14 protein-coding genes are annotated in these 22,492 nt (G+C 36.4%); 6 read left to right on the top strand and 8 right to left on the bottom strand.

The genetic code is table 11. The annotated features are described in order from the left end of the window. Window positions 1-726: 726 nt before the first annotated feature. The 3 genes from KZZ04_RS07050 to KZZ04_RS07040 all read right to left on the bottom strand — a co-directional run bounded on the left by KZZ04_RS07050 (window position 727) and on the right by KZZ04_RS07040 (window position 6,515). Window positions 727-3,873, bottom strand: coding sequence for a DEAD/DEAH box helicase (locus KZZ04_RS07050; RefSeq protein WP_219422259.1), 3,147 nt, complete (start codon window positions 3,871-3,873; stop codon window positions 727-729). A gap of 425 nt (window positions 3,874-4,298) precedes the next feature. Continuing rightward, window positions 4,299-5,261 carry a transcriptional regulator gene (locus tag KZZ04_RS07045; RefSeq protein WP_219422258.1) on the bottom strand — a complete coding sequence of 321 codons (963 nt, stop codon included), beginning with the start codon at window positions 5,259-5,261 and terminating at the stop codon, window positions 4,299-4,301. A 15-nt stretch (window positions 5,262-5,276) separates the two neighbouring features. Then, on the bottom strand, window positions 5,277-6,515 hold the full coding sequence (locus KZZ04_RS07040) for an AAA family ATPase (protein WP_219422257.1): 1,239 nt from the start codon (window positions 6,513-6,515) through the stop codon (window positions 5,277-5,279). 775 nt (window positions 6,516-7,290) lie between these two features. Here KZZ04_RS07040 and KZZ04_RS07035 point away from each other — a divergent pair. After that, entirely contained in the window at window positions 7,291-8,505 is a 1,215-nt protein-coding gene (locus tag KZZ04_RS07035) for a hypothetical protein (RefSeq protein ID WP_006793243.1), read from the top strand. A 64-nt stretch (window positions 8,506-8,569) separates the two neighbouring features. Here KZZ04_RS07035 and KZZ04_RS07030 read toward each other — a convergent pair whose 3' ends face one another. Then, the gene (locus tag KZZ04_RS07030; RefSeq protein ID WP_219422256.1) at window positions 8,570-9,445 is read right to left on the bottom strand and encodes a DNA replication terminus site-binding protein; all 876 of its coding nucleotides are present in this window, start codon (window positions 9,443-9,445) and stop codon (window positions 8,570-8,572) included. A 581-nt stretch (window positions 9,446-10,026) separates the two neighbouring features. Here KZZ04_RS07030 and KZZ04_RS07025 point away from each other — a divergent pair. Next, window positions 10,027-11,376, top strand: coding sequence for a class II 3-deoxy-7-phosphoheptulonate synthase (locus KZZ04_RS07025; RefSeq protein WP_058405349.1), 1,350 nt, complete (start codon window positions 10,027-10,029; stop codon window positions 11,374-11,376). A gap of 60 nt (window positions 11,377-11,436) precedes the next feature. Here the strand turns inward: KZZ04_RS07025 and KZZ04_RS07020 are convergent, their stop codons facing one another. Beyond that, window positions 11,437-12,246, bottom strand: coding sequence for a pyruvate, water dikinase regulatory protein (locus KZZ04_RS07020; protein WP_058405348.1), 810 nt, complete (start codon window positions 12,244-12,246; stop codon window positions 11,437-11,439). 154 nt (window positions 12,247-12,400) lie between these two features. Here KZZ04_RS07020 and ppsA point away from each other — a divergent pair, with 154 nt between their 5' ends. Then, complete coding sequence (gene ppsA / locus KZZ04_RS07015) at window positions 12,401-14,776, top strand: phosphoenolpyruvate synthase (protein ID WP_138528249.1); 2,376 nt, start codon at window positions 12,401-12,403, stop codon at window positions 14,774-14,776. A gap of 63 nt (window positions 14,777-14,839) precedes the next feature. On the opposite strand, the gene KZZ04_RS07010 is transcribed toward ppsA, so the two are convergent. Then, on the bottom strand, window positions 14,840-15,052 hold the full coding sequence (locus KZZ04_RS07010) for a PGPGW domain-containing protein (protein WP_219422255.1): 213 nt from the start codon (window positions 15,050-15,052) through the stop codon (window positions 14,840-14,842). Window positions 15,053-15,196: 144 nt separating this feature from the next. On the opposite strand from KZZ04_RS07010, the gene KZZ04_RS07005 reads away from it, so the two are divergent. Then, window positions 15,197-18,244, top strand: a complete 3,048-nt coding sequence (locus KZZ04_RS07005; RefSeq protein ID WP_219422254.1) for an FAD-binding and (Fe-S)-binding domain-containing protein — start codon at window positions 15,197-15,199, stop codon at window positions 18,242-18,244. A gap of 64 nt (window positions 18,245-18,308) precedes the next feature. Here the strand turns inward: KZZ04_RS07005 and KZZ04_RS07000 are convergent, their stop codons facing one another. Next, window positions 18,309-19,508 carry a sodium:proton antiporter gene (locus KZZ04_RS07000; protein WP_219422253.1) on the bottom strand — a complete coding sequence of 400 codons (1,200 nt, stop codon included), beginning with the start codon at window positions 19,506-19,508 and terminating at the stop codon, window positions 18,309-18,311. Beyond that, window positions 19,508-20,719 carry a tyrosine-type recombinase/integrase gene (locus KZZ04_RS06995; protein ID WP_219422252.1) on the bottom strand — a complete coding sequence of 404 codons (1,212 nt, stop codon included), beginning with the start codon at window positions 20,717-20,719 and terminating at the stop codon, window positions 19,508-19,510. Before KZZ04_RS06995 ends, KZZ04_RS07000 begins: the two co-directional genes overlap by 1 nt. Before the next feature lie 139 nt (window positions 20,720-20,858). Here KZZ04_RS06995 and KZZ04_RS06990 point away from each other — a divergent pair, with 139 nt between their 5' ends. Continuing rightward, window positions 20,859-21,422 (top strand): YSC84-related protein, encoded by a 564-nt coding sequence (locus KZZ04_RS06990; protein ID WP_058405342.1) that lies wholly within the window; start codon window positions 20,859-20,861, stop codon window positions 21,420-21,422. Between the two features lie 148 nt (window positions 21,423-21,570). Beyond that, on the top strand, window positions 21,571-22,491 hold the full coding sequence (locus tag KZZ04_RS06985) for a DUF2971 domain-containing protein (RefSeq protein ID WP_219422251.1): 921 nt from the start codon (window positions 21,571-21,573) through the stop codon (window positions 22,489-22,491). The last annotated feature ends 1 nt before the right edge of the window (window position 22,492 follow it).

Here is a 22,492-nt window from a genome sequence, read left to right as displayed (position 1 = left end):
AATCAACATGAAAACTTGTATTAACTGCAATTAATCAACAAGCATAATAGTAGACGCTCTGTTTTGAATTAAGTTCATTAAAAGATCAAATTATTCTAAATAAACTGATCTTTAGCTCATAAACCATTAAATGCTAAAAATTAGCTATAAAAAAAGCCAGTTCAAAGTGAACTGGCTTAATCATTACTAAATAAGTAACTAAATGGGGGAAATCAACATGAAAACTTGTATTAACTGCAATTAATCAACAAGCATAATAGTAGACGCTCTGTTTTGAATTAAGTTCATAAAAAGATCGAATTAATTTAAATAATACCAATCCGCTTATTTAGTGATCTATTTTGAGGATAGGTAAACGTGTTGATAGCTTGGCAAAAAACTAGTTATTTAGTTGTTCTCGGCCATTACTCCTGCATTGCTCTACCTTCTGCACCCATGCAGTCGTAAATAAGAATTTTTTAACGCAGATAGCGACACTTTTGGCCCCACAAAATGATTAAGCATTATTGCGGATTGGTATAACTTCAGCCCCAGCTAATGGGCAACTAAAAAGAAGCATAAAAAAAGCCAGTTCAAAATGAACTGGCTTAATCATTACTAAAAGTTAGTAACTAAATAGGAAATCAACATGAAAACTTGTGTTAACTGCAATTAATCAACAAGCATAATAGTAGACGCCCTAGATTTGAATAAGTTCAAAAAAGATCGCACTAATTTTAAAATAAATTAACTTTTTATAAGTGACAACATTTGTTGCTCATCAAACTGTGTAAAACTCATTGATTTATCAGTAAATAGGGCATCAACAAGTGCTTGTTTGTCCTCTTGCATTTTAAAAACTTTTTGTTCAATTGAATGACTCATTATCAACTTATAAACAAAAACAGGATTTGTTTGCCCAATACGGTAGGCTCGATCGGTGGCTTGCTTTTCTACCGCAGGGTTCCACCATGGATCGAAATGAATAACGGTATCTGCTTGTGTTAAATTAAGCCCAGTACCACCTGCTTTTAAGCTAATTAAAAATACAGACGTTTTCCCACTGGTAAACTCATCAATGACTTTATCGCGATGGCGAGTTTGGCCTGTTAATAAACTAAAGTTAATGTTTAGCTCATTCAATTGTTTAGCAATTAAATCTAACGCGGACGTAAATTGGCTAAATATAATTACTTTACGCCCTAGGCTCAACATTAAAGGGAGGTGAGTAGACAACCATTCTAATTTTGCAGAGCCTGCTTGTGTATCGGGCTCAATAAGCTTTGGATGGCAACAAATTTGCCTAAGCTTTAGTAAAGCCTCTAAAAAGGCAAGTTTACTTTTTTGAACGCCTTGCTCAGCAAATAGATCAATTAGCTTTTCTTCAAGTGCACGTGTTATTCCTTGATACATTTCTTTTTGTTTAGGCTCAAACTCAAATTCTTTAGTAATTTCTGTTTTTTGCGGTAGTCCTTGCGCAACTTGTGCTTTAGTTCGACGCATAATAAACGGCATTATGAGTGCTTTTAATTGCTCGGCACGTTCCATATCGGCTTCGCGTTCAATAGGCGTTTGAAAATGTTGTTTAAAATGAGCTTGAGAGCCTAATAAAGAGGGCATAGCAAAGTCGAGTAAAGACTTAAGCTCAAGTAAGTTGTTTTCAATTGGGGTACCGCTTAAGCACAATTTAAAATCAGCATTAAGCCTTTTTACTAATCGTGATACCTGAGCAGAATCGTTTTTAATATATTGCGCTTCATCAAGAATTATATTTTCAAAATAAAGCGGCGAATAATAAGCTATGTCGCGCTTTAATAAAGGGTAAGTTGTAAGTATACATTGTGCTTGTGCTAGGTGCTTTAATGGCTCGTTGCGATTAGCGCCAAATATGGTTATTACCTTAAGACCTTTAGTAAATTTTATTATTTCGTTTTGCCAGTTACTCACTAAGCTAGTTGGACACACAATGAGTGTAGGGCCAGCTTGTGGGCGATTATACGTACTTGTTAAAAACGCAATGACTTGCAGTGTTTTACCCAACCCCATATCGTCAGCTAAAATGCCACCAAGTTTATGACGTTTTAAAAAACTTAGCCAATCAACACCTTGCTGTTGATACTCTCTAAGTTCAACCGACTCATTTAAGCCATGCAGCGATACACTCGGCATAGCTTTACCGGTATTGTTAAGCTCCTCAAGGTAGCGCTCGAGTGAATCGTCGTGAAGCTCAACGTTGATTGCAGTATGTTTTACAAGTTCTGGCAAGTACGAAAGCGGTATATTAAATTCATCACGCGTTTTTACAAATTCAAAACGTTGCTTAAAATCAGTCAGCAAATTTATAGCTGACTTATTAATAACACCAAACTGTCGGCCAACAGGGTAGTAATGAAACAACTGACTTTGTCGATTTAACGATTGATAAAGTGGATCTTCGTCACTAAAAAGGTGCGAAAGCTTACTATTGTTAATGAGCACTTTACAGTGCATTTGATGCCCTGCAGCTCTATTAGCAATAAGTGATACTTCACTTTGTGGATTGGCGATATCCATCTTACCAATAGTGACTTTCCAACCATGCTCTTTAAAGCTCGGAAATACCTCGTAAGTTAACCAATGCAGATGAATAGCCGATTGCTTGTTGAAAGTAAACTCACTTTGTAAACCCCCTTTACAAAACTCAAAACCTAAATTAACAAGCTCATTGGTTATTGTGTTTTCAAACGCGCTATTAATTAAATTATTTGGCGCTTTACCTGCAGGGTAATTTTTATTTTTATACCTAAAGGATAAGGACAGCCTTAAACCAGCATCTCCCATAGATACTTTAATTACTGCGTTACTCGCTGTTTGCGGTAAAACAGATTGCGTATTGGTAGGGTGAGGGATAACTCCCGCACCAAAGTTATCTGCAAGCTGCTTATAAATACGATCAAAATTAGCGCTGTGTATTGCAGGCATGGTTTGTAAATGCGCTATTTCATCGCCACTTAACGGTGTACGTATGCGGCCAACTTTTAGATGGTCAAGATCAATATATGTGGGCGGTGTGGTTTTGAGCACCGCCCAATTTTTACTTTGTTCTAAGTTAACAACTAATTTTGTAAGCTCTTTTTCTTGTTGCCAATTAAAACTAAGTGATTGACCACTTTGAGGTTTAATTGCAACACGAGAGCGATGTAAAAATAAGCGCTCGGTAGCAATTAACTGCTGTAACGCACTAAATCCCCATTGACCTTTTAGCTCGAGGCTACCGACTGCATTTTGTGAGCGAATCCAGCTGTAAAGCCTAAAGTCACTTTCAAGTAAATCATTTGGCGTTATAAAGCTATTTAATTGCTGGTCGGTTAGGTTACGCCCTAACGTATAATTTTGGTTTTTATCATAATTAGCAATTTTGGGAGATATAAATACTTTATTATTTTCAACACTTAATATAAAAAGTAACACTTGGGATGGGGTTGTTAATTCGGTACTTTTAAGTGTACTTAATTCGCTGAACCAATCATTTATAAAGTAGTCTTCGCCATACTCACCAGAGTGCTCTATTTTGAGCTTTAGTAAAATGGCTGCGAGGTGTAGGCATTTTGTTTTGATATTACAGGTGCAATGGGTATCAACAGAATAACCCGCTGGTAATTTACTGATCTCAACTCGCTGGTTATACGAAGCACCGGTATCACTTTGAACAGTTGAGTCTACCACCGAAAAATCACTGTTATGTTCTAACCAAGTAATTTTACCATTTTTATAATATTCTTTTCCTTTTGCCAACACGTTTGGCTTAAACAGTTTATTTATAAAGCGTTCGGAAAGAGGAAACTGGGTAGCCTGCTCATTTTTAATTTCTTCAAAAATAGCGAGTAAATCATTTTTTGATAGGTTAGCAGACATGTCACTCAAAGGATTAATTTTTAAAAATAATTTTCCCAGTATATGCCTTATAAGCGCTGAGCTAAAGCACTATTCACAGTAATGTAAACTGGTTGGAGCTGATAGCTTGGTAAAAATTCGGTTTGTGGTACTAAATAGCCCAATAATAAAAAAATAAACAGTAACCCACAAATAACGTACAAAATATAAACACCTTTTACACAGCATGGGGGCTTTACAGATCATAATTTTACTAAGGGATAAACGGATAACTCACAGAATGGTGCTGAAGTGGTAAATAGTTAGTAAAAAAATGATCTCAGCGACGCTATTTAGGTAAAGCAGCTAAATAAACGCTATTTTAGATCAAATTTTTACTAACTGAGCAGGCTGGTAGATCATGATTTTACTAACTTATAGGACCTAGCAGATCATTTTTTTACTAACTAATTAAATGCACTAAGTAACTTAGTTAACTGCTCTAAACGCTTGTCTGTCATAACTTTATTGTTAATTTTAATTGATACATCGCCACTTTTTAAGTTTCGCTGCAACATTACATACTCGTTTTCGAGTACAGCTTCTTTTTTTGAAGCCGCTTGAGGTTCTGTAGTCAATAACTTAGTGATAGCCATAGCACGCTTGTCGTCACTTGTAATGGCGTTTACTTCAGTATTGCCAGCTACATCAGCTATCAGTCGGTTAAAGCTCTCTGCGTTACGCTCCTTGGCAGTAATAAGCTTTTTAGCGACTTCTCGACCAACGTGATTAGCGGTTGGATACAAAGCAATAACAGAAGACGGTATTTGCTCATACGCTTTTATTGCGTCTGCAATTGCGGTGTGAGATACACCTTCAATTGCAGCAATTTCGCGGTACGATCCTTTTTTACCTTGTTCGAGCAGCTCGTTTTTGGTTTGTTGGTAAGCTTGGCCTAATTCCCACAGGCTTGGTGCTATGTATTGATCGGACGATACAGCTAAAATTTTAGCATCTTGCTCTGTGAAATCGCTTGAACTTAAAACAAGATAATCTGCATTACCTAAAATACACGCCATTCGACGGCGCGAACCAGCAAGTACCAAACTTGAATCATCTTGCTCCCAAAGCAGAGCAGGATGCTGGTTTCGTCCATCCTCACGAATAGCAGGAAGGATATCCGAGACCGATTTTTCATTTAATAACGACTGGACACGACGATTTTTACCATAAACATTAGTCGTTTTTTGAATATCAGCATGCGAAATTACTTTACAAACAAGGGTAATTTGGCGCGAAGAGTCACTCGGTGCAGGCATTTTAATAACATCGCCAGCATTCGCTTGCTCTAAAAGCGCATCAAGGCTGCTATTCCCTACAGCCGTTGCAAACGGGTCTAAGCGGGTGTCGTTTTTACGTTTTTTAGCCATTGTTATTTAACATCCTTACTTAGGGGTATTTAGTTTTGATTGGGTAGATTGCCAGTTAGATCGGATCAGCATTTCAAGTTCATCAACAACATCTTTAATATTTTCTTGAGCACGCATAAGTGATTCGCGGCTTGCTAGACTGTCTGACGCTTTTTGATCAAATATGGTGTTGAAAGAAGACGAACTAGCCGTAATTGCAGAGCTATGGTTAATTGGATAACTCATAACTTGACGACCAAAAGCGCTACGTACATCTTTAACAATGTCACGCTGTGAGTGGTTACCTTTAACGTAGTTCGTTACTAGAAATTGCATAAAGTCCCAACCTTCATGGCCAAGAGCTGCAACAGTATGATAAATCTCACCTAAACGTTTTAAATATTTATTATTAGCATCAAAATCGACAGCTTCTGGGTGAACGGGAATTAACATTGCTGTTGATGCCATTAATGCATTGTAAAACATAAAGTTAAGAGTAGGTGCTGTGTCTATTAGTAATATATCGAATTCGTCTTTTACAGGATCAATGACCTTTTCGAGTAATTTATGATAATGACGAGTCTCTTCATAATTAGAGGTGTCTTTGAGTAAAGTTGCAGTTTCGTGTTCAAAGTAAAAATCATCCATACCAGAAGGTAAGACACGAATGTTTGGTATATGCGTTGGTAAAAAAGAACTTGAAACAAATTCTGGCCACGTTTCACCATCATCTAAGTCAATACAATCGCGCATTAAGTCGCCGACAGTAATGGGATCATGCTCACTCGATGGGAAAAAGCTAGACGAAGAGCCCTGAGGATCGAGATCTATAATACCAATGCGGTAACGCTTAATATTTGTAGTGGCTAATGCCGCTGCAATATTAACCATACTAGTTGTTTTGCCACATCCTCCTTTGAGAGAATTAATAACAATAACCTGTAGTTTATCGCTATTAGCTCGGTGATCAGGCTTTATATCCATTATATCTGCCATTGCAAATATATTAACCAAAGTGTAAGCATAATGGCCGTTAGCACCACGTTTGATGTTCAAATCGTCAAAGTCACCATTGTCATGACGACGTTTTAATGTACGATTGTTACATCCTAATAAATCAGCGGCTGCTTTTTGGGTGTATGTTCTTAATTCTTTTTCTTCTGATTTAAGATGAGCGCGATAATGTTGAATACGTCCTTCTAGTGACTTTTCAGCAACTTCAGCTGTTGCTTTTAAAAGTCGATAGGTATCTAGCGCATTATTATTAATTGACATACTTTCCTTCCTCAAAGTTAGGTAATTAGTATAATGTCCATTCAAATACCTGTAAACAACTATTTATGGCGACATGTGTTTTAAAAAGAAGACATCATATAATAATTTTACACCTTTAATATTGCTTAGTATAAATAAAGAAGTATAAAGGTGGTTAAATATATAAGGTAATAAAGGTTAAGGGCGGAAAATAAGTGTGTAAATACATGATAAATATAAATAAATGTTAAAAAAGTAGATCAGTATTATACGTGGTTAAGATCAGATCTTTAATAACTTACAGATCAGCATTTGATTAACTGCTAAATATATTTTGTAGTTATACACAGCTTACCCTTAAAGTTATAAACAAATACGGTGCTTAAGATCATGCTTTTACTAAGTAAATTAGAAAGTTATACACCGTTCAGTTAAGTAAATGCAGTAATTAATTGGTATAGATCTGATCTGTAGTAAGTACAGATCAGATCTATGCTAACTGACAATGCTCTTATACACAGGCCGGTATATTAAATACAAAATTTGTCGTGCTTTGCCCGCTAAATTTAGCATACTAGTGGACAAATTTTTAACTGAGTTAGTAAAAATGAGATTTGAAACACCTTTGTTAGTATAATGATGATCTTAAATTAAAGAAAAACGCGACTACTTAGTATAAAACTGATCTGAGTTGATTAATTAAAGGCAGATCACTTTTATACTAACTTAAACATTTAACTTTTTTTGTTTTATGTGTTGTTATTAGATGTCGCAATAATAAATGGAAATAAGAACAATGAGCCGAAAGGTCAACATCTCGGTAGATAACTTGCCTGATACATTAAGAGGCCAAATTCACGGGGTGGAAAGTGCAATTGATAACGAAAGTTTAGCACTATTTACAGATAACAAAGACGTTCGCATTTCTATTGAAAATGCAGCACATGGTTTACGTGCTTATTCTAATACATTTAATCATTACGATTTATGGGGACGTTTTGTTCGATCGGGTCATAAAAAACTTCCATTAGAAGAAGCGCCTAAAAAAACAATTATTACGCGTAAGATATCAGAAAAAGTAGATGGTATCTTATATGACGGCGAAATAAAAATAACACCGGCAGTTGTTAGTACTCGTAAAGACGGTGAAGATATTGAATACCTAGTCTGGCCATCAGATAGAGAAGAAAAAGTAGAACGTGCTCTTATCCGTTTAGCCTCCAAAGGTAAAATAGTAAAAATAAATTTTAAGTCCGGTATTCAATATGCCGTTGTTTTTTCTATGAACGAGTTAGCACAAGAACTTAAAGCGGTTGGTCAGTCTATGCCATATCCTGCTATTAAAGAATCGCTTGAAGCACTTCAAGGCTCAAAACTCTCGTTTAAATATTCTGCAACAGATACTAAAAATTCAGACATTGATGATTCGTTCTACGAATCAAATATGAATTTTTTATCTTCTTTACATTTTAGCGGGAAAAAGGGGCAGGGAGGCAATGTTAAATGCGTTGCGTGTTTAAATGCTTTTGTTCATAACATGATCGATAACCTTGAATATAAAGGTTATTATTTTAATAGTGCCCAAGAATTAAAGCGGGGATTATCACGCTGGATGATGTTACGTTTATACCACCTTTGGCGCTATGCGGCACCTGGCAAAACGTATCATTTCAGATTGCTTTCTATTATGGAAAAATATGGTTCGATATACTCAACCGACAACATTACAGAAAACAAATTAAAAGCATTACGTCGTGATATGACAACGACTATGAAAGACCTTATTGAAAAGGGGGCTATCTCTGAATACAGTATTACCAATGTAAAAGACGATAAAACAGGCAATATTATAGATTACACCTATGAAATGCACCCGTCAGATCAATTTTGTGATGAAATACTTACATTGAACAAGCATAATAAACGTATTGAAATTCAAGGCGGTAAACGCATCGTTGAAAACGCCGTTTTAATTGATGAAGATAAAATAGAAGAAATAGTCGAAAAATAGTTAATAATTTATTTTTGCTATTACACATACTAAAAGGCCGCTTAATGTGGCCTTTTTAACATAATTAATTTGTTACCTGTTCAAGGTAAAGTCTATCTACTAGGAAATCATACTCTCGTTTTCGAGGGTGACTAGCTGGCTTTTCGTAATCTGGTAAGGTACCAATTTTAACATCGGGCTCGGGGTTTATTAATATAAATGGTAATGCAGCACTAACGTGGTAACGATTTTGTGCAGTGTATCTGATATTAACTTGCGGGCTTACTCGAGTAGGGCGTCTTATTCTTAGTTTTTCCTTTTCACCTAAACTTGCTATTCTCATTTGTTCTTGAGCGACCAGAGATTGCCATTTTTGTTGGTCGATCATTCTTGGGTTTGTATAACCTGCAGATTTACTTAACATCTCGAGAGCCATTTTTTTAGTGAGGGTTTTGGTTGCGTGTTTGTGCATCCATGTAAATCTAACAGAAAAAGGTGATTCACTTTCACTGTGTATTTTTCTGTATGCGGCTAGGGTAATTAAATTTGGTACAGCATTATGAACAGCTTCAAAACGAGCGTCGTTGTTATCAATACTCAGAATACATTCTTTAAATGCTGCTTTAGCTGTATTTACCTGAGCAATCCTATTAGCAAGCGCCTGTTTATCAGCGTTTTTTATAATTAATAAACCAGGGTGTCTTTTAAGTACTCGACTACTTAATCCTGACTTTGTATATATATCAGTAAATGAATTAAAAATAGCTCGTTGAGCATCATCTCCCTTTATCTTTGAAACGGATATACTTTGAGGCACATTATCTTCCTCGCCAGCACTCACATCAGGCAACTTATAATATTCAGCTTTTGAATATTCACACTGCTTGAGTTCACCAATCAATAATGAGGTTAACTCGCTCATTAAATCAAACTGACTTCTTATTTTAATTTTTGAGACCACAACACACCAAGAACACATCTTACATTTATGAATAAGAATACTAACCTTGTCCTTTGATTGCAATAGTTTATATATCTTCTCATGCTGAGATTAAACTTTTAATAGTATAAAGTATGATGTGTTCTTTAGTGTTGTGTACATAGGTGACTCTTTTACATAAGATTATTAATCTTAGGGGGTCGTACCTAAACCTTGAGTATGCTTTGCTAGCACAATAATTTACAAACGCAATACTAGCGCCAACAATTACTTAACTTCCACTGTAAAGTTAAGAGTACAATGAGCGGTAATTAAGTATGATGTGTTCCTATGTATATTGCTAATAATATCCCTTACTATGCTAACAGTTCTTGTACACTATAAATCTAATGTTTTTATTTGTAATTTATTGATATTAAGCGTTTATATTACAAACTTGATGAAGTTTATTTTTCATATAAATGCAAAAATAAAGTGATTAATGTTTGTTTATAACTACCCCATAACAAAATAATTAGTAAATAGTGAATTTAGTGCTTGAATAGAGGTACTTGCATACGTTAATTTCACTACATCAGGTAAAGTAGGAATGAGGATAGAATATGCAATCGTGGAACCCAAATAGCTGGAGAGAACTGCCAATACTGCAGCAACCACAGTACCCAGATCAAGAAGTATTAAAGTCTGTTGAAGGCCAATTAAAAACAGCACCACCGTTAGTTTTTGCAGAAGAAACGCGTAGCCTATTTAAACAGCTTGAAGATGTATGTGAAGGCCGCGCATTTTTACTTCAAGGTGGAGACTGCGCAGAGTCGTTTAGTGATTTTAACGCAGCCAATATTCGAGATACGTTTAAAACAATTTTACAAATGGCAGTGGTTTTAACTTATGGCGGAAAGTGCCCAGTAGTTAAAATAGCGCGTATGGCTGGACAATATGCCAAACCACGTTCTGCAGATTTAGAAACTATTGATGGTGTTTCACTACCATCATACCGTGGCGACATCATTAACAACATTGACTTCACAGCTGAAGCGCGCATACCAGATCCACAGCGTTTGATGACTGCGTACCATCATAGTGCTGCTACGTTGAATTTATTGCGTGCATTTGCACAGGGTGGTCTAGCTGATTTACATCAGGTCAATCGTTGGAACATGGGGTTTGTAGCTGCCAATCCACAAAAACAAAAATACCAACAGTTAGCTGACAAAATTCAAGATGCACTAGAATTTATGGAAGTATGTGGTATTAATTCAACTATTGCTCCTAGCCTTAAAGAGACTGACCTTTATACATCACACGAAGCATTGTTACTGGGCTACGAAGAAGCACTAACACGACGCGATCACCTATCGGGCGATTGGTATGACTGTTCAGCGCACTTTGTTTGGATTGGTGAACGCACACGTCAATTAGATCACGCACACATTGAGTTTTTTAAAGGCATTAAAAACCCGATTGGTGTAAAAGTTGGCCCAGGTATGGACCCAGATGAATTAATACGTCTAATTGATGCATTAAATCCAGATAACATCCCAGGTCGGTTAACATTAATTACGCGCATGGGTGCAGATATACTGCCAGAAAAATTACCAGCACTAGTACGTAAAGTACAACAGGAAGGGCGTAAGGTAATTTGGAGCTCAGATCCTATGCATGGCAATACTGAAAAAGCGACCTCTGGTTACAAAACTCGTAACTTTGACAATATAATGCGTGAGATTAGCCAGTTTTTCTCTGTTCATAAAGCAGAAGGTTCATACGCAGGTGGAGTTCACTTAGAAATGACAGGTCAACATGTTACTGAATGTACCGGCGGAGCATATGGTCTATCAGACGACGATTTAGCGCAGCGTTACAAAACACAATGTGACCCTCGTCTTAATGCAGACCAAGTACTAGAGTTAGGCTTTTTAGTTGCTGATTTATTAAAAGACGCACGTAAATAAAACGCACTCATATAAAAAGCCGCTTAATTGCGGCTTTTTATTACTTTAATTATAAATAAGTTAGTACTTACGACGCTCTAAGTCAGTATCCATTAGTATTTTTGCAGATATTTCTTCAACAGAATGATGGGTTGAATTAAAGTAAGCAATTTTATGGCGTTTATAGAGCATTTCAACTTCACGTACTTCAATACGGCACTGCCTAATAGAAGCATATTTAGAATTGGCCATTCGTCTGTGTCTAATTGCAGCGAGCCTTTCTGGGTCAATAGTTAAACCAAATAATTTATGTTTGTAAGGCACTAAGCATTTAGGTAAACCTTCGCTTTCTAAATCTTCTTCAGTGATAGGGTAGTTGGCTGCTTTAATGCCATATTGTAAAGCTAAGTACAAACTAGTTGGTGTTTTACCACTTCGGCTCACACCAATTAAAATAATATCAGCCTCAGAAAAGTTTTTAATATTGCCGCCATCGTCATTCATTAAAGCGTAGTTCACCGCGTCTATTCTAAAGTCATAACTTTTCTCGTGTATAGAATGTGTCCGGTGCATTTTTGGTACAGGCGCTACCTCTAGTTCTTTTTCAATTTTTTCGCTGTACGTGGTCAAAAAATCATACGGAATAGCATCTGCTGACTTTATAATTTCGCTCAAACTGTGATTTACAAATGTAAAAAATACAAAGGGCTTTTCACCTGTTTTTGCAGCCGTTGCATTAATTAACGCTTTAATTTCGTGTGCTTTTTCTTCTGTTTCTACGAAAGGAATAGTTTTGTGATTAAAATCGATTGGAAACAAAGATAATGTTGCATGCCCAAACACTTCTGATGTAATTGCTGTTCCATCAGATATATAAAATGCAGTTCTCATAATTAACCTTTTTGTTACTTTTAATCCCTAAAATGGGTTACTCACGGTTTACGTGAGGACTGTTGCCAGTGTAGAATGAAGGTGGCCTTTATAAAAGGTTTTCTTTCTTAACTCTCACAGTTTCAACTACAATTTGTTTTTTGGAGAAAGACCCGTGCAAGAATACGTTCTCTGGTATCAAGAGCTTGGTATGCAAGATGTTCCTCGAGTAGGTGGTAAAAATGCCTCCCTTGGTGAAATGATCTCTAACCTAGCTAACGCTGGTGTACAAGTACCGGGTGGTTTCGCAACAACCGCCGATGCTTTTAATGAGTTTTTAGACCAATCTGGACTCAATGCCAAAATTCATGACATCTTAGATACACTCGATGTTGATGATGTAAATACACTCGCTAAAGTAGGTGCCGATATCCGCCAGTGGATAATCGATACACCATTCCAACCAAATTTAGACCAAGCCATTCGCGATGCATATAGCCAACTTCATGGCGACGCTTCAGCAGATGTATCATTTGCAGTTCGTTCATCTGCAACCGCTGAAGATATGCCCGATGCATCTTTCGCAGGCCAACAGGAAACATTTTTAAATGTAGTTGGTATCGATTCCGTTATGGTTGCAATTAAACACGTTTTTGCCTCGTTATTTAACGACCGCGCAATTTCTTATCGTGTACACCAAGGTTACGATCATCGTGGTGTTGCTTTATCAGCTGGTATCCAGCGTATGGTACGCTCAGATAAATCAGCATCTGGCGTTATGTTTAGTATCGATACTGAATCTGGCTTTGAAGATGTTGTGTTTGTTACTTCAAGCTACGGTTTAGGTGAAATGGTTGTACAAGGTGCTGTTAACCCAGACGAATTTTATGTACATAAACCAACATTATTAAAAGAGAAGCCTTCTGTAGTTCGTCGTAATATTGGTTCTAAAGCCATTCAAATGATTTACTCAGACGACAAAGCACACGGCAAACAAGTAGAAATAGTGGATGTTAATCCAGAACTTTCTAATAAATTTTCAATTACAGACGAAGAAGTACAAGACCTTGCCAAGCAAGCTGTAATAATTGAAAAGCATTACGGCCGTCCGATGGACATCGAATGGGCAAAAGACGGTAACGACGGCAAACTATATATAGTGCAAGCTCGTCCAGAAACGGTTCGTTCAAACGAAGACACCAACGTAATGGAACGTTTTCAATTAAACGGTTCAAGCAACATTGTTGTAGAAGGGCGCGCAATCGGCCATAAAATTGGTAGTGGTGTTGTACGTGTACTCGACTCGATTGACGAAATGGATCAAGTACAGGTTGGTGATATTTTAGTTACCGACATGACCGACCCAGACTGGGAGCCGATCATGAAACGTGCAGCAGCGATTGTAACGAATCGTGGTGGCCGTACATGTCACGCAGCAATCATAGCTCGTGAACTTGGTATTCCTGCCGTGGTAGGTTGTGGTAATGCAACCGACCTAATTAAAGCAGGACAGGAAGTAACAGTATCATGCGCCGAAGGCGATACGGGTTTCATTTACGAAGGTATTTTAGACTTTGAAGTGCTCACTTCACGTGTTGACGAAATGCCAGACCTACCAATGAAAGTGATGATGAACGTAGGTAACCCAGACCGCGCATTCGACTTTGCACGTTTACCACATTCAGGTGTTGGTCTTGCCCGTGTTGAGTTTATTATTAACCGTATGATTGGTGTGCATCCAAAAGCGTTATTAAATTTTGATGCACAAACAGATGCCCTTAAAGCTGAAATAACCGACATGATTGCCGGTTACGATTCACCTGTCGAATTTTACATTTCAAAACTCGTTGAAGGTATTTCGACATTAGGTTGTGCGTTTGCACCAGAGCGTGTAATTGTTCGTATGTCTGATTTTAAATCAAACGAATATGCTAACTTAGTGGGTGGCCAACAATACGAGCCAGAAGAAGAAAACCCAATGATAGGTTTTCGTGGTGCAGCACGTTACATATCTGAAGACTTCCGCGACTGTTTTGCACTAGAGTGTGAAGCTATTAAGCGTGTACGTAATACCATGGACATGACTAACATTGAAATCATGATTCCATTCGTACGCACACTTGAAGAAGGTAAGCGCGTAATCGAATTACTAGAAGAGCATGGCCTTAAACGTGGCGAAAATGGTCTTAAAGTAATTATGATGTGTGAACTTCCGTCAAATGCATTGCTTGCTGAAGAGTTTTTAGAACACTTTGATGGCTTTTCAATCGGCTCTAACGATTTAACACAGTTAACTCTAGGTTTAGACCGAGATTCAGGTCTAATTGCTCATTTATTTGACGAGCGAGACCCTGCAATCAAAAAGCTGCTTTCTATGGCAATTCAAACAGCCAAAGCAAAAGGAAAGTATGTAGGTATTTGTGGTCAAGGCCCTTCAGATCATGAAGACTTTGCTGCATGGTTGGTAGACCAAGGCATAGACTCTGTATCATTAAACCCAGATACAGTAATCGAAACTTGGTTATATTTAGCTAAAAAATTAGCTAAATAACCGTGTAACTATGTAAAAGCCAGCATTTTTTGCTGGCTTTTTTGTTGCTTAATTTAACTTGTTTTAATAGCGTGCTAATTTCTTATCTAAATACTGACACGATTTACTCAGTGCTTTTTGGCAAAGCGACAAATAATACCGCGCTTTTGGATAATAAAACGAATAACACAATAAACCAGCCATAAAAAATATAAGTGATGGACCAGGTACAACCGCAAATATTAATCCTAATAAAATAAATAACGCACCCATGATCTGTAATACAATTTTTTTCATATAATTGACCTCTCGTGTAGTTAACTTGATTATAATTACAGCAGCGCTCAGATCGACAAAAAGAGTGTTACAAACTGTAAATTCTTCAATTTCTATTAGCAATCAGCATGATATAATTAACCAAATGTCTAAAAGTATGCCGTTATGATCGCAACAATTACTCAGCAAGATGCCGCGTCAGACCTTGTCGCAAATTACCTAAATACATTACAAAATCAAGGCTTTACGGGTGATACCGATGCAAGTTATGCAACCCGTATTACTGCGTCAACCGACAATAGTATTTACCAACAATTGCCGCAAGGTGTTATTTTTCCCAAAAACGAAAAAGACATTCAACTTGCTTTGCAAACCGCATCACGAGACCCTTTTTTATCATTAACGTTTGGACCTCGTGGTGGTGGCACTGGCACTAATGGCCAGTCTTTAACACCTGGTATCGTTGTTGACTTATCCCGTTATATGCGTGAAATTCTCGAAATTAACGTAGAAGAAGGGTGGGTTCGGGTTCAAACCGGCGTAATAAAAGATCAGTTAAACGACTTTTTAAGACCTTATGGGTTTTTCTTTTCTCCCGATTTATCGACCAGCAATCGTGCAACCATAGGCGGTATGATAAGTACCGATGCATCAGGTCAAGGTTCACTCGTTTACGGTAAAACAAGCGATCATATATTAGGCCTTACAACCTATTTAGTAGACGGTACACCAATGAGTACCGCTCCAATAAATGTCGAAAAAGCAAAAATTATTGCAGAGCAAGACACTTTAGTCGGCTCTATATACAAAACCGTACTTAATATTGCCATTGATGAACGTGATGCTATTTTAACTAAATTTCCACGTTTAAATCGTTTTTTAACCGGCTATGACCTAGAACATATACTAAGTGATGACTTACTTACTTTTGATATGAGCCGCTTAATTACGGGTTCTGAAGGTTCACTTGGGATTGTTACTGAGGCAAAATTAAACCTAACCCCCATAGCCGAATTTAAAACATTAATAAATATTAAATACGACAGCTTTGACTCAGCACTTCGTCACTCTCCCTTTTTAGTTGATGCTCGTGCTACATCGGTAGAAACCGTTGATAGCAAAGTATTAAACCTTGCACGTGAAGATATTGTTTGGAATTTAGTATCGGACTTAATTACCGACGTTCCACATAAAGACATGCAAGGACTCAATATGGTTGAGTTTAATGCTGTGGCCGCCGACGACATAAAAGATAAAGTAGACTCCCTTTGTAAATTACTAGACGACTGTGTAGCTAATCAAACAAATGGAGTCATTGGCTATCAGCTTACCAGTAACAAAAGCGACATTTTAAAAATTTATGCAATGCGTAAAAAGTCGGTTGGTTTGCTTGGTAATGTAAAAGGTAGTCAAAAACCATTAGCTTTTGCAGAAGACACTGCAGTACCACCAGAAAACTTAGCCGATTACATTGTTGAGTTTAGAGCTTTACTCGACAGTCATAATCTACAGTACGGTATGTTTGGTCATGTAGATGCCGGCGTTTTACACGTTAGACCGGCACTCGATATGTGCGATCCAGAACAAGAAAAACTACTACGTACAATTTCAGACGAAGTAGTTAAACTCACTGCAAAGTACGGCGGCTTAATGTGGGGCGAACATGGTAAAGGCTACCGTAGTGAATATGGACCGGCGTTTTTTGGCGAACATTTATTTACTCAACTACGAAAAATTAAAACAGCGTTCGACCCATATAATCGAATAAATCCAGGTAAAATATGCACCCCAATCGATAGTGAAGACTCACTAGTCAGTGTCGATGGGCAAAAAAGATCGTGGTTCGATAAACAAATTTCAATCGACGTTAAAACGAGTTTTAACAACGCCATGACCTGTAACGGTAATGGTATTTGTTTTAACTACGATGAAAATTCGCCAATGTGTCCGTCTTATAAAGTGACAGGCGATCGTCGGAATTCTCCAAAAGGACGAGCGAGTTTAATGCGCGAATGGCTGCGTTTGCAAGAATCTAAAAACATAGATTTGCTTGGTGTAGAAAAAGAATTAAACAAAGGCGAAGTCATTACTTGGTGGGAACGATTTGTACATAGCCGCGAGAAAAAGAAAGGTCTTTACGATTTTTCTCACGAAGTAAAAGCGTCTATGGATGAATGTTTAGCCTGTAAAGCTTGCACAACGGCTTGCCCTATAAAAGTTGATGTTCCTACTTTTCGTGCTCGATTTTTAAATTACTACCACAGTTACTACGCACGTCCACTTAAGGATTACTTAGTGGGTAACATAGAAAGTAGCGCGCCACTGATGGCCAAGTTTGGGAAAATAATTAACCCAGTTGTAAATACAACGTTTGTTAGCAGCTTAATTAAAAAAACAGTTGGCTATGTTGATACACCCCAACTGAGCATTCCGGCACTTTCAAAACGAATTAACAAAGCACAGCAATTTAGCTTTGAGCTTTTAACTAACTTAAATGCCCAGCAACAAAGCGAATACGTTTTAATAGTACAAGATCCATTTACTAGTTTTTATGAAGCTGAATTAGTAGAAAGCTTTATTACTCTAATAACTCAACTTGGCAAAAAACCAATGTTGTTACCGTTTAAACCCAATGGTAAACCACAACATGTAAAAGGGTTTTTGCACGAATTTAAAATAACCGCCAAAAACGCAGCTGAATTTTTAAATAAATTAAATGATATAAATGCGCCATTAGTAGGATTAGATGCGTCGTTGGTTATGTGTTACCGTGATGAATATAATACAATTTTAGAAAATAACCGCGGTGATTTTAATGTGCAACTTGCCCACGAATGGCTAGAAACTCAATCGTTTAAAGGCTTAAGTGCAAACAAAAATAATGAAACCGAATTTACATTATTGAGCCATTGTACTGAAACCACATCACTGCCAAAGGCAGCCAATGTTTGGCAAACTATATTCTCCGATATTGGGCTAACATTAAACACAACCAATACAGGTTGTTGCGGCATGGCGGGAACTTACGGGCATGAAGCGCAAAACCAAGATAACTCTCGTGCATTATACGAAATGAGTTGGAAGCCCATTGTTGATAAAACTAAATCAGAACAACTCTTGTCAACCGGGTTTTCATGTCGTAGTCAAGTAAAGCGGTATGAGAAATTTAAACCTAAACACCCAATTGAATTACTAGCACACGTGCTCAAATAATTTAATCAAATAAAAAGGCAGCAATAAATTTATCGCTGCCTTATTATTTAAATTTTTTATATTTTTATTTTGATGTTTTTTTAAAACTCTCCGCGATTGGTTTTGTACTTATCCCATGAATAAACACACTAAAAAATATTGTGGTCATAGCTATACTTGCAATTTGAAATTTATTTTCTATTTGCGTATCAATCACCATCAAAGTAAATACTATCGATGCAAGTCCCCGTGGTCCAAACCATGCAAAGGTAAATCGCTCTTTTAGATTTAAAGATGTAAATTGCAGCGATAACATAACCGGAATAATTCTGATTAGCGTAGTACTTAGCAACGCATAAACTACAATTTCAAAATTCATTTTCGGAAAAACTAAATACGCACATGCATACCCAAATAAACACCAAATCATCAGCGACGTAAAATCAGCAATATGTTCTGAATCCTCAATTAACTCTGTACTAACTGCTTTAGTTGAAAACTTATCAAACAATAAACCTGCAACAAACACAGCTATAAATCCACTACCATGAAAATACTGTGTAATAGAAAATACAGCCATTGCAAAACCTAGCAATAAAAATGGGCTAGTGTTTTGTGCAAAGTAGTGCCGTTTCATTGCAAAGTTTAAAGCGGGAATAAAAATACTAATACTAACTGCAGCAACAAACAGTGCTAATCCAAGTTCTCGAGAAAATACATTTATAACATGAGAAGCGGTAATAGCTGACTCAGGGTTTTTAGCTAACAAAATAAATATTAAAAATACTGGAACACATAATCCATCATTTAATCCACTTTCGGTATTAATACCCTCGCGAATTTTTTCAGGAACCTGTGTGCTTGCTAATAATCCTTTGCTTAATGCCGCATCGGTTGGTGTTAATATAATTGCGATTAATGCAGATTGAATTAATGAAAGTTCAGAAAATATAAACAAGCTAACACCTATCCCCAACAATAATGTTAAGGGGAGGGCAATAAATAACAATAAGCCTGGATATTGAAAGCTATGCCTAAGTACGCTCAACTTAGATTTTGCCGCATCCGAAAATAAAAATATACTTAAGGTTAACTCTATAAACGGAAGTAATAAATCTACACCAGCTTTTAATTCACCGCCGTTATTAGGCAATACGTTAGCTAAAACAATGCCGCCCATTACAAAAAACATTGGGCCAGTGACTTCTGTTTTTTCTAACTGTCTAAATGTTATTGAATAAATTAAAAATAATGCACCTATAAAGGCGATAATTAAATAGGTCATTAAATTTTCCTTTTAACGCCAGACTTTGCTCGTTCTTTAATATTAGTTTGAATATAAATTTGATCTGTTGTCGCAATTTTTGCGTGGCCTAAATCTTCAGATAAATGCTTAAGCGGCCGCGTTTGCGCATCATGTGTTGCGCCAGTATGGCGAAGCCAATGTGCAGTAGCAGCTTCAAGTTGTTCAGCATCATCTTTAAAACCATCATCTAATAATGATTGTTGAGCCAAATCAAAACTTTGTTGTACTAAACGCCTAATTTGCCTAACAGTCATGCCACCTTGGCCCCTAATTTTATGGACCAAAGGTTCGGATTCATCAACGCGGGGAAGGGCGGGTAACCCTCTGTATAATCTATAACGTTTTAAATATTCAACAAAATCATCGCTTAACGTAACATCTCGTAATTTATTGCCCTTACCCATAATACGTAAAAACCAAAAGCCGTCATTGTCTTGCCAAAAATGCGACATAACTGGCGACCACTGCGGGCGCTCCGACAATTCAGAAATTCGTAAATATAAACCTTTTAAACAAGCTAAGGTAAATAAATTACGTTCTAAATCTGGTTTTTTCTCGCATAAATCGCGAGTAACCCCAAACACATATTCCCACTGTATATCGCTTAAGGTGTCTGGGATCTGAATTTGAGATTGCACAACTAAATACGGGCTATTTTTTTTCACAACAGGAACAAAATTAGCAAAGGTTTTTTCTTCTAATAATGAAAATTTATAAAAAACATTGAGTGCAGTAAACATAGCCGATAATGTTTGCTGACTTGCCGTTGATTCTTTTAACATAAAAGGGCGCCAATTTTGGTTTAATCGGCGGATACCTTGCTCATCTTTATAGCGCCATTGCACTGATGTTGATGCCCATTTTTTATCAGGCTCAACCATAAAATCTACATAAGCTTCTATGTCTTCACGTTTTAAATCGAACACTGATTTTTCGGCAATTAACCATGACCATAAATAAAAACGTTCAAGTTCGTTTCTAAAACGACTGTATGTTGCCTCTGATTTTCTGCCATACACATATAAAAATTGGTATAAAAATTTAAGATCAGATTCTGATTCAGTTACAGTCAAGCTAACTTGCTGTATAAAGGTAGCTAGTTCTGGGTATTCTGAATTAAGAGTGCCATCATCAAGATGAGCAATTTGATACCTTAATTGTTTTAAAGTATCGACTAACGCAACAAGCATAGTATATAAATATTCAATTAAACAAGTTAGTTACAGAATAACCTTTAAGTCCGATACTGTCTAGTATTGGACATAGTAATTAAATACTTATTTTAGACTATGCTTAAATTGCCATGCCAAATCTTATTAAGGAAAAATTATGAAACAACTTAGTATATTATTTTTACTTACACTCTCGTTGGCACTTACAGGTTGTGCGACTACCGGTAGTGCATCACCAAGCGAAAAACGGTCTTTAGTACAAAGTATGAAAAGTAACACGCTTAGTAAACTTTATACTAAAAAGCCTGATGTTAAAACGCAAATAGCAAATTCAGCAGGCTATGCAGTTTTTGATAACGCGAATGTTAACGTTATTCTTGCTAGTTTTGGTGGTGGTTATGGCGTAGTAAAAAATAACTTAACCGGTAAATCTACTTACATGAACATGGGTGAAGCTGGTTTAGGGTTAGGTTTAGGTGTTAAAGATTTTAACGTAGTTATGGTTTTTCATACCCAAGCGGCAGTAAATAGATTCATTGAACACGGTTGGGCTTTTGGCGGAAACGCAGATGCAGCAGCAAAATACGAAGATAAAGGTGGAGCATTGGTAGCCGAAGCCATTGCAGACCAAGTTACTGTATATTCTGTAACCGAAAATGGCCTTGCACTACAAGCTGTTCTAAAAGGTACTAAATTTTGGGTAGATTCTGAGCTAAATTAACCATTAATAACTCTCCTAAAAGCGGGCTGGTTTGAATAATCACGCCCGCTTTATTTTTTACCTAGCAATTTAACATAACGTAATTTATGGGCGTATATCATATCCTCCTTTTATGATATTATTCTTATTATTTCTTATTGCTCGATAAATGAAATTAGTTAAGTATTTACCAGAGTCAGCTCTTGATAGCTTTTTAAAAGATTCTTGTTTAAGATTAACACCAAGTAAATGCTTTGAAGACAAAGCTGAGTTTGGAGCACAATGTCATGAATTCATAACCAACCCTGAGTTGGATAATGTTATAAATATGCATGGAGTCATTTCTTTAACTAAAAGCGAAACCGCACCTTTGATGTGGACTAACTATGCTAATAATCATAAAGGTTTTTCGTTTGTACTTGAAGCAGATAGCTCTAACATTATAGGTTCTATTTTTTATTTGAACCCTGCAGTAGATCCTAATTTATATATTGCTAAAAATATTCAATATTGTATTGATTTAAAAAGCTTTTTAGATTTTTCTAACCCTATGGAAATCTTTGATTATTACCCATTCCAAAAGCATATTTCGTTCTTACCTGAAAATGAGTTTAGATTAATCTTACCCTATTACTATGTTGATATTATTAAAATACATAAAGTACTTTTTGAATCAGATTCATTTTTTTTAACTATTGATTTAGATTTTATATATGATGGTTGTATGTTTTACACATGTGATTTCAAAAGAGCATGTAACAAAATAGCTGATATTCATTCTTTTCAAAGGAAAAAACTTTGGTTTTATTCATTTGATAAAGGTAACCAGATTCTTTTTCTTAAAAGAATTGATTTAAATAGAGGTTCAATGGGAATATCTGTAGCAATTAGAAAACTTATTCTAGGAAATAATTTTGATTTACCAAATTTAACCTCAAATATAAAAAACTTACAAAAACATGATTTTTTCAATCGACGTTTTATTACTAGTACTCCAGGTATATACCATAGAGAGCTAAAAAATATATTTAAAATTACTAGAGGTAGCACGGGTTTATCTTTTGAAATTGTTGAGCACAAATTTATATAAA

The sequence above is a fragment of the Pseudoalteromonas sp. CR1 genome (assembly GCF_019392235.1).
Classification (GTDB): Bacteria; Pseudomonadota; Gammaproteobacteria; order Enterobacterales; family Alteromonadaceae; genus Pseudoalteromonas.
The sequence above is the reverse complement of the archived record's forward strand: the minus strand, read 5'-3'. Positions and strand labels throughout refer to the sequence as shown.

Bases quoted from the DNA above. Each gene is read 5' to 3' on its own strand.
- KZZ04_RS07050 (WP_219422259.1), bottom strand. From the start codon at position 3,873: ATGTCTGCTAACCTATCAAAAAATGATTTACTCGCTATTTTTGAAGAA.
- KZZ04_RS07045 (WP_219422258.1), bottom strand. From the start codon at position 5,261: ATGGCTAAAAAACGTAAAAACGACACCCGCTTAGACCCGTTTGCAACG.
- KZZ04_RS07040 (WP_219422257.1), bottom strand. From the start codon at position 6,515: ATGTCAATTAATAATAATGCGCTAGATACCTATCGACTTTTAAAAGCA.
- KZZ04_RS07035 (WP_006793243.1), top strand. From the start codon at position 7,291: ATGAGCCGAAAGGTCAACATCTCGGTAGATAACTTGCCTGATACATTA.
- KZZ04_RS07025 (WP_058405349.1), top strand. From the start codon at position 10,027: ATGCAATCGTGGAACCCAAATAGCTGGAGAGAACTGCCAATACTGCAG.
- KZZ04_RS07020 (WP_058405348.1), bottom strand. From the start codon at position 12,246: ATGAGAACTGCATTTTATATATCTGATGGAACAGCAATTACATCAGAA.
- KZZ04_RS07010 (WP_219422255.1), bottom strand. From the start codon at position 15,052: ATGAAAAAAATTGTATTACAGATCATGGGTGCGTTATTTATTTTATTA.
- KZZ04_RS07005 (WP_219422254.1), top strand. From the start codon at position 15,197: ATGATCGCAACAATTACTCAGCAAGATGCCGCGTCAGACCTTGTCGCA.
- KZZ04_RS07000 (WP_219422253.1), bottom strand. From the start codon at position 19,508: ATGACCTATTTAATTATCGCCTTTATAGGTGCATTATTTTTAATTTAT.
- KZZ04_RS06995 (WP_219422252.1), bottom strand. From the start codon at position 20,719: ATGCTTGTTGCGTTAGTCGATACTTTAAAACAATTAAGGTATCAAATT.
- KZZ04_RS06990 (WP_058405342.1), top strand. From the start codon at position 20,859: ATGAAACAACTTAGTATATTATTTTTACTTACACTCTCGTTGGCACTT.
- KZZ04_RS06985 (WP_219422251.1), top strand. From the start codon at position 21,571: ATGAAATTAGTTAAGTATTTACCAGAGTCAGCTCTTGATAGCTTTTTA.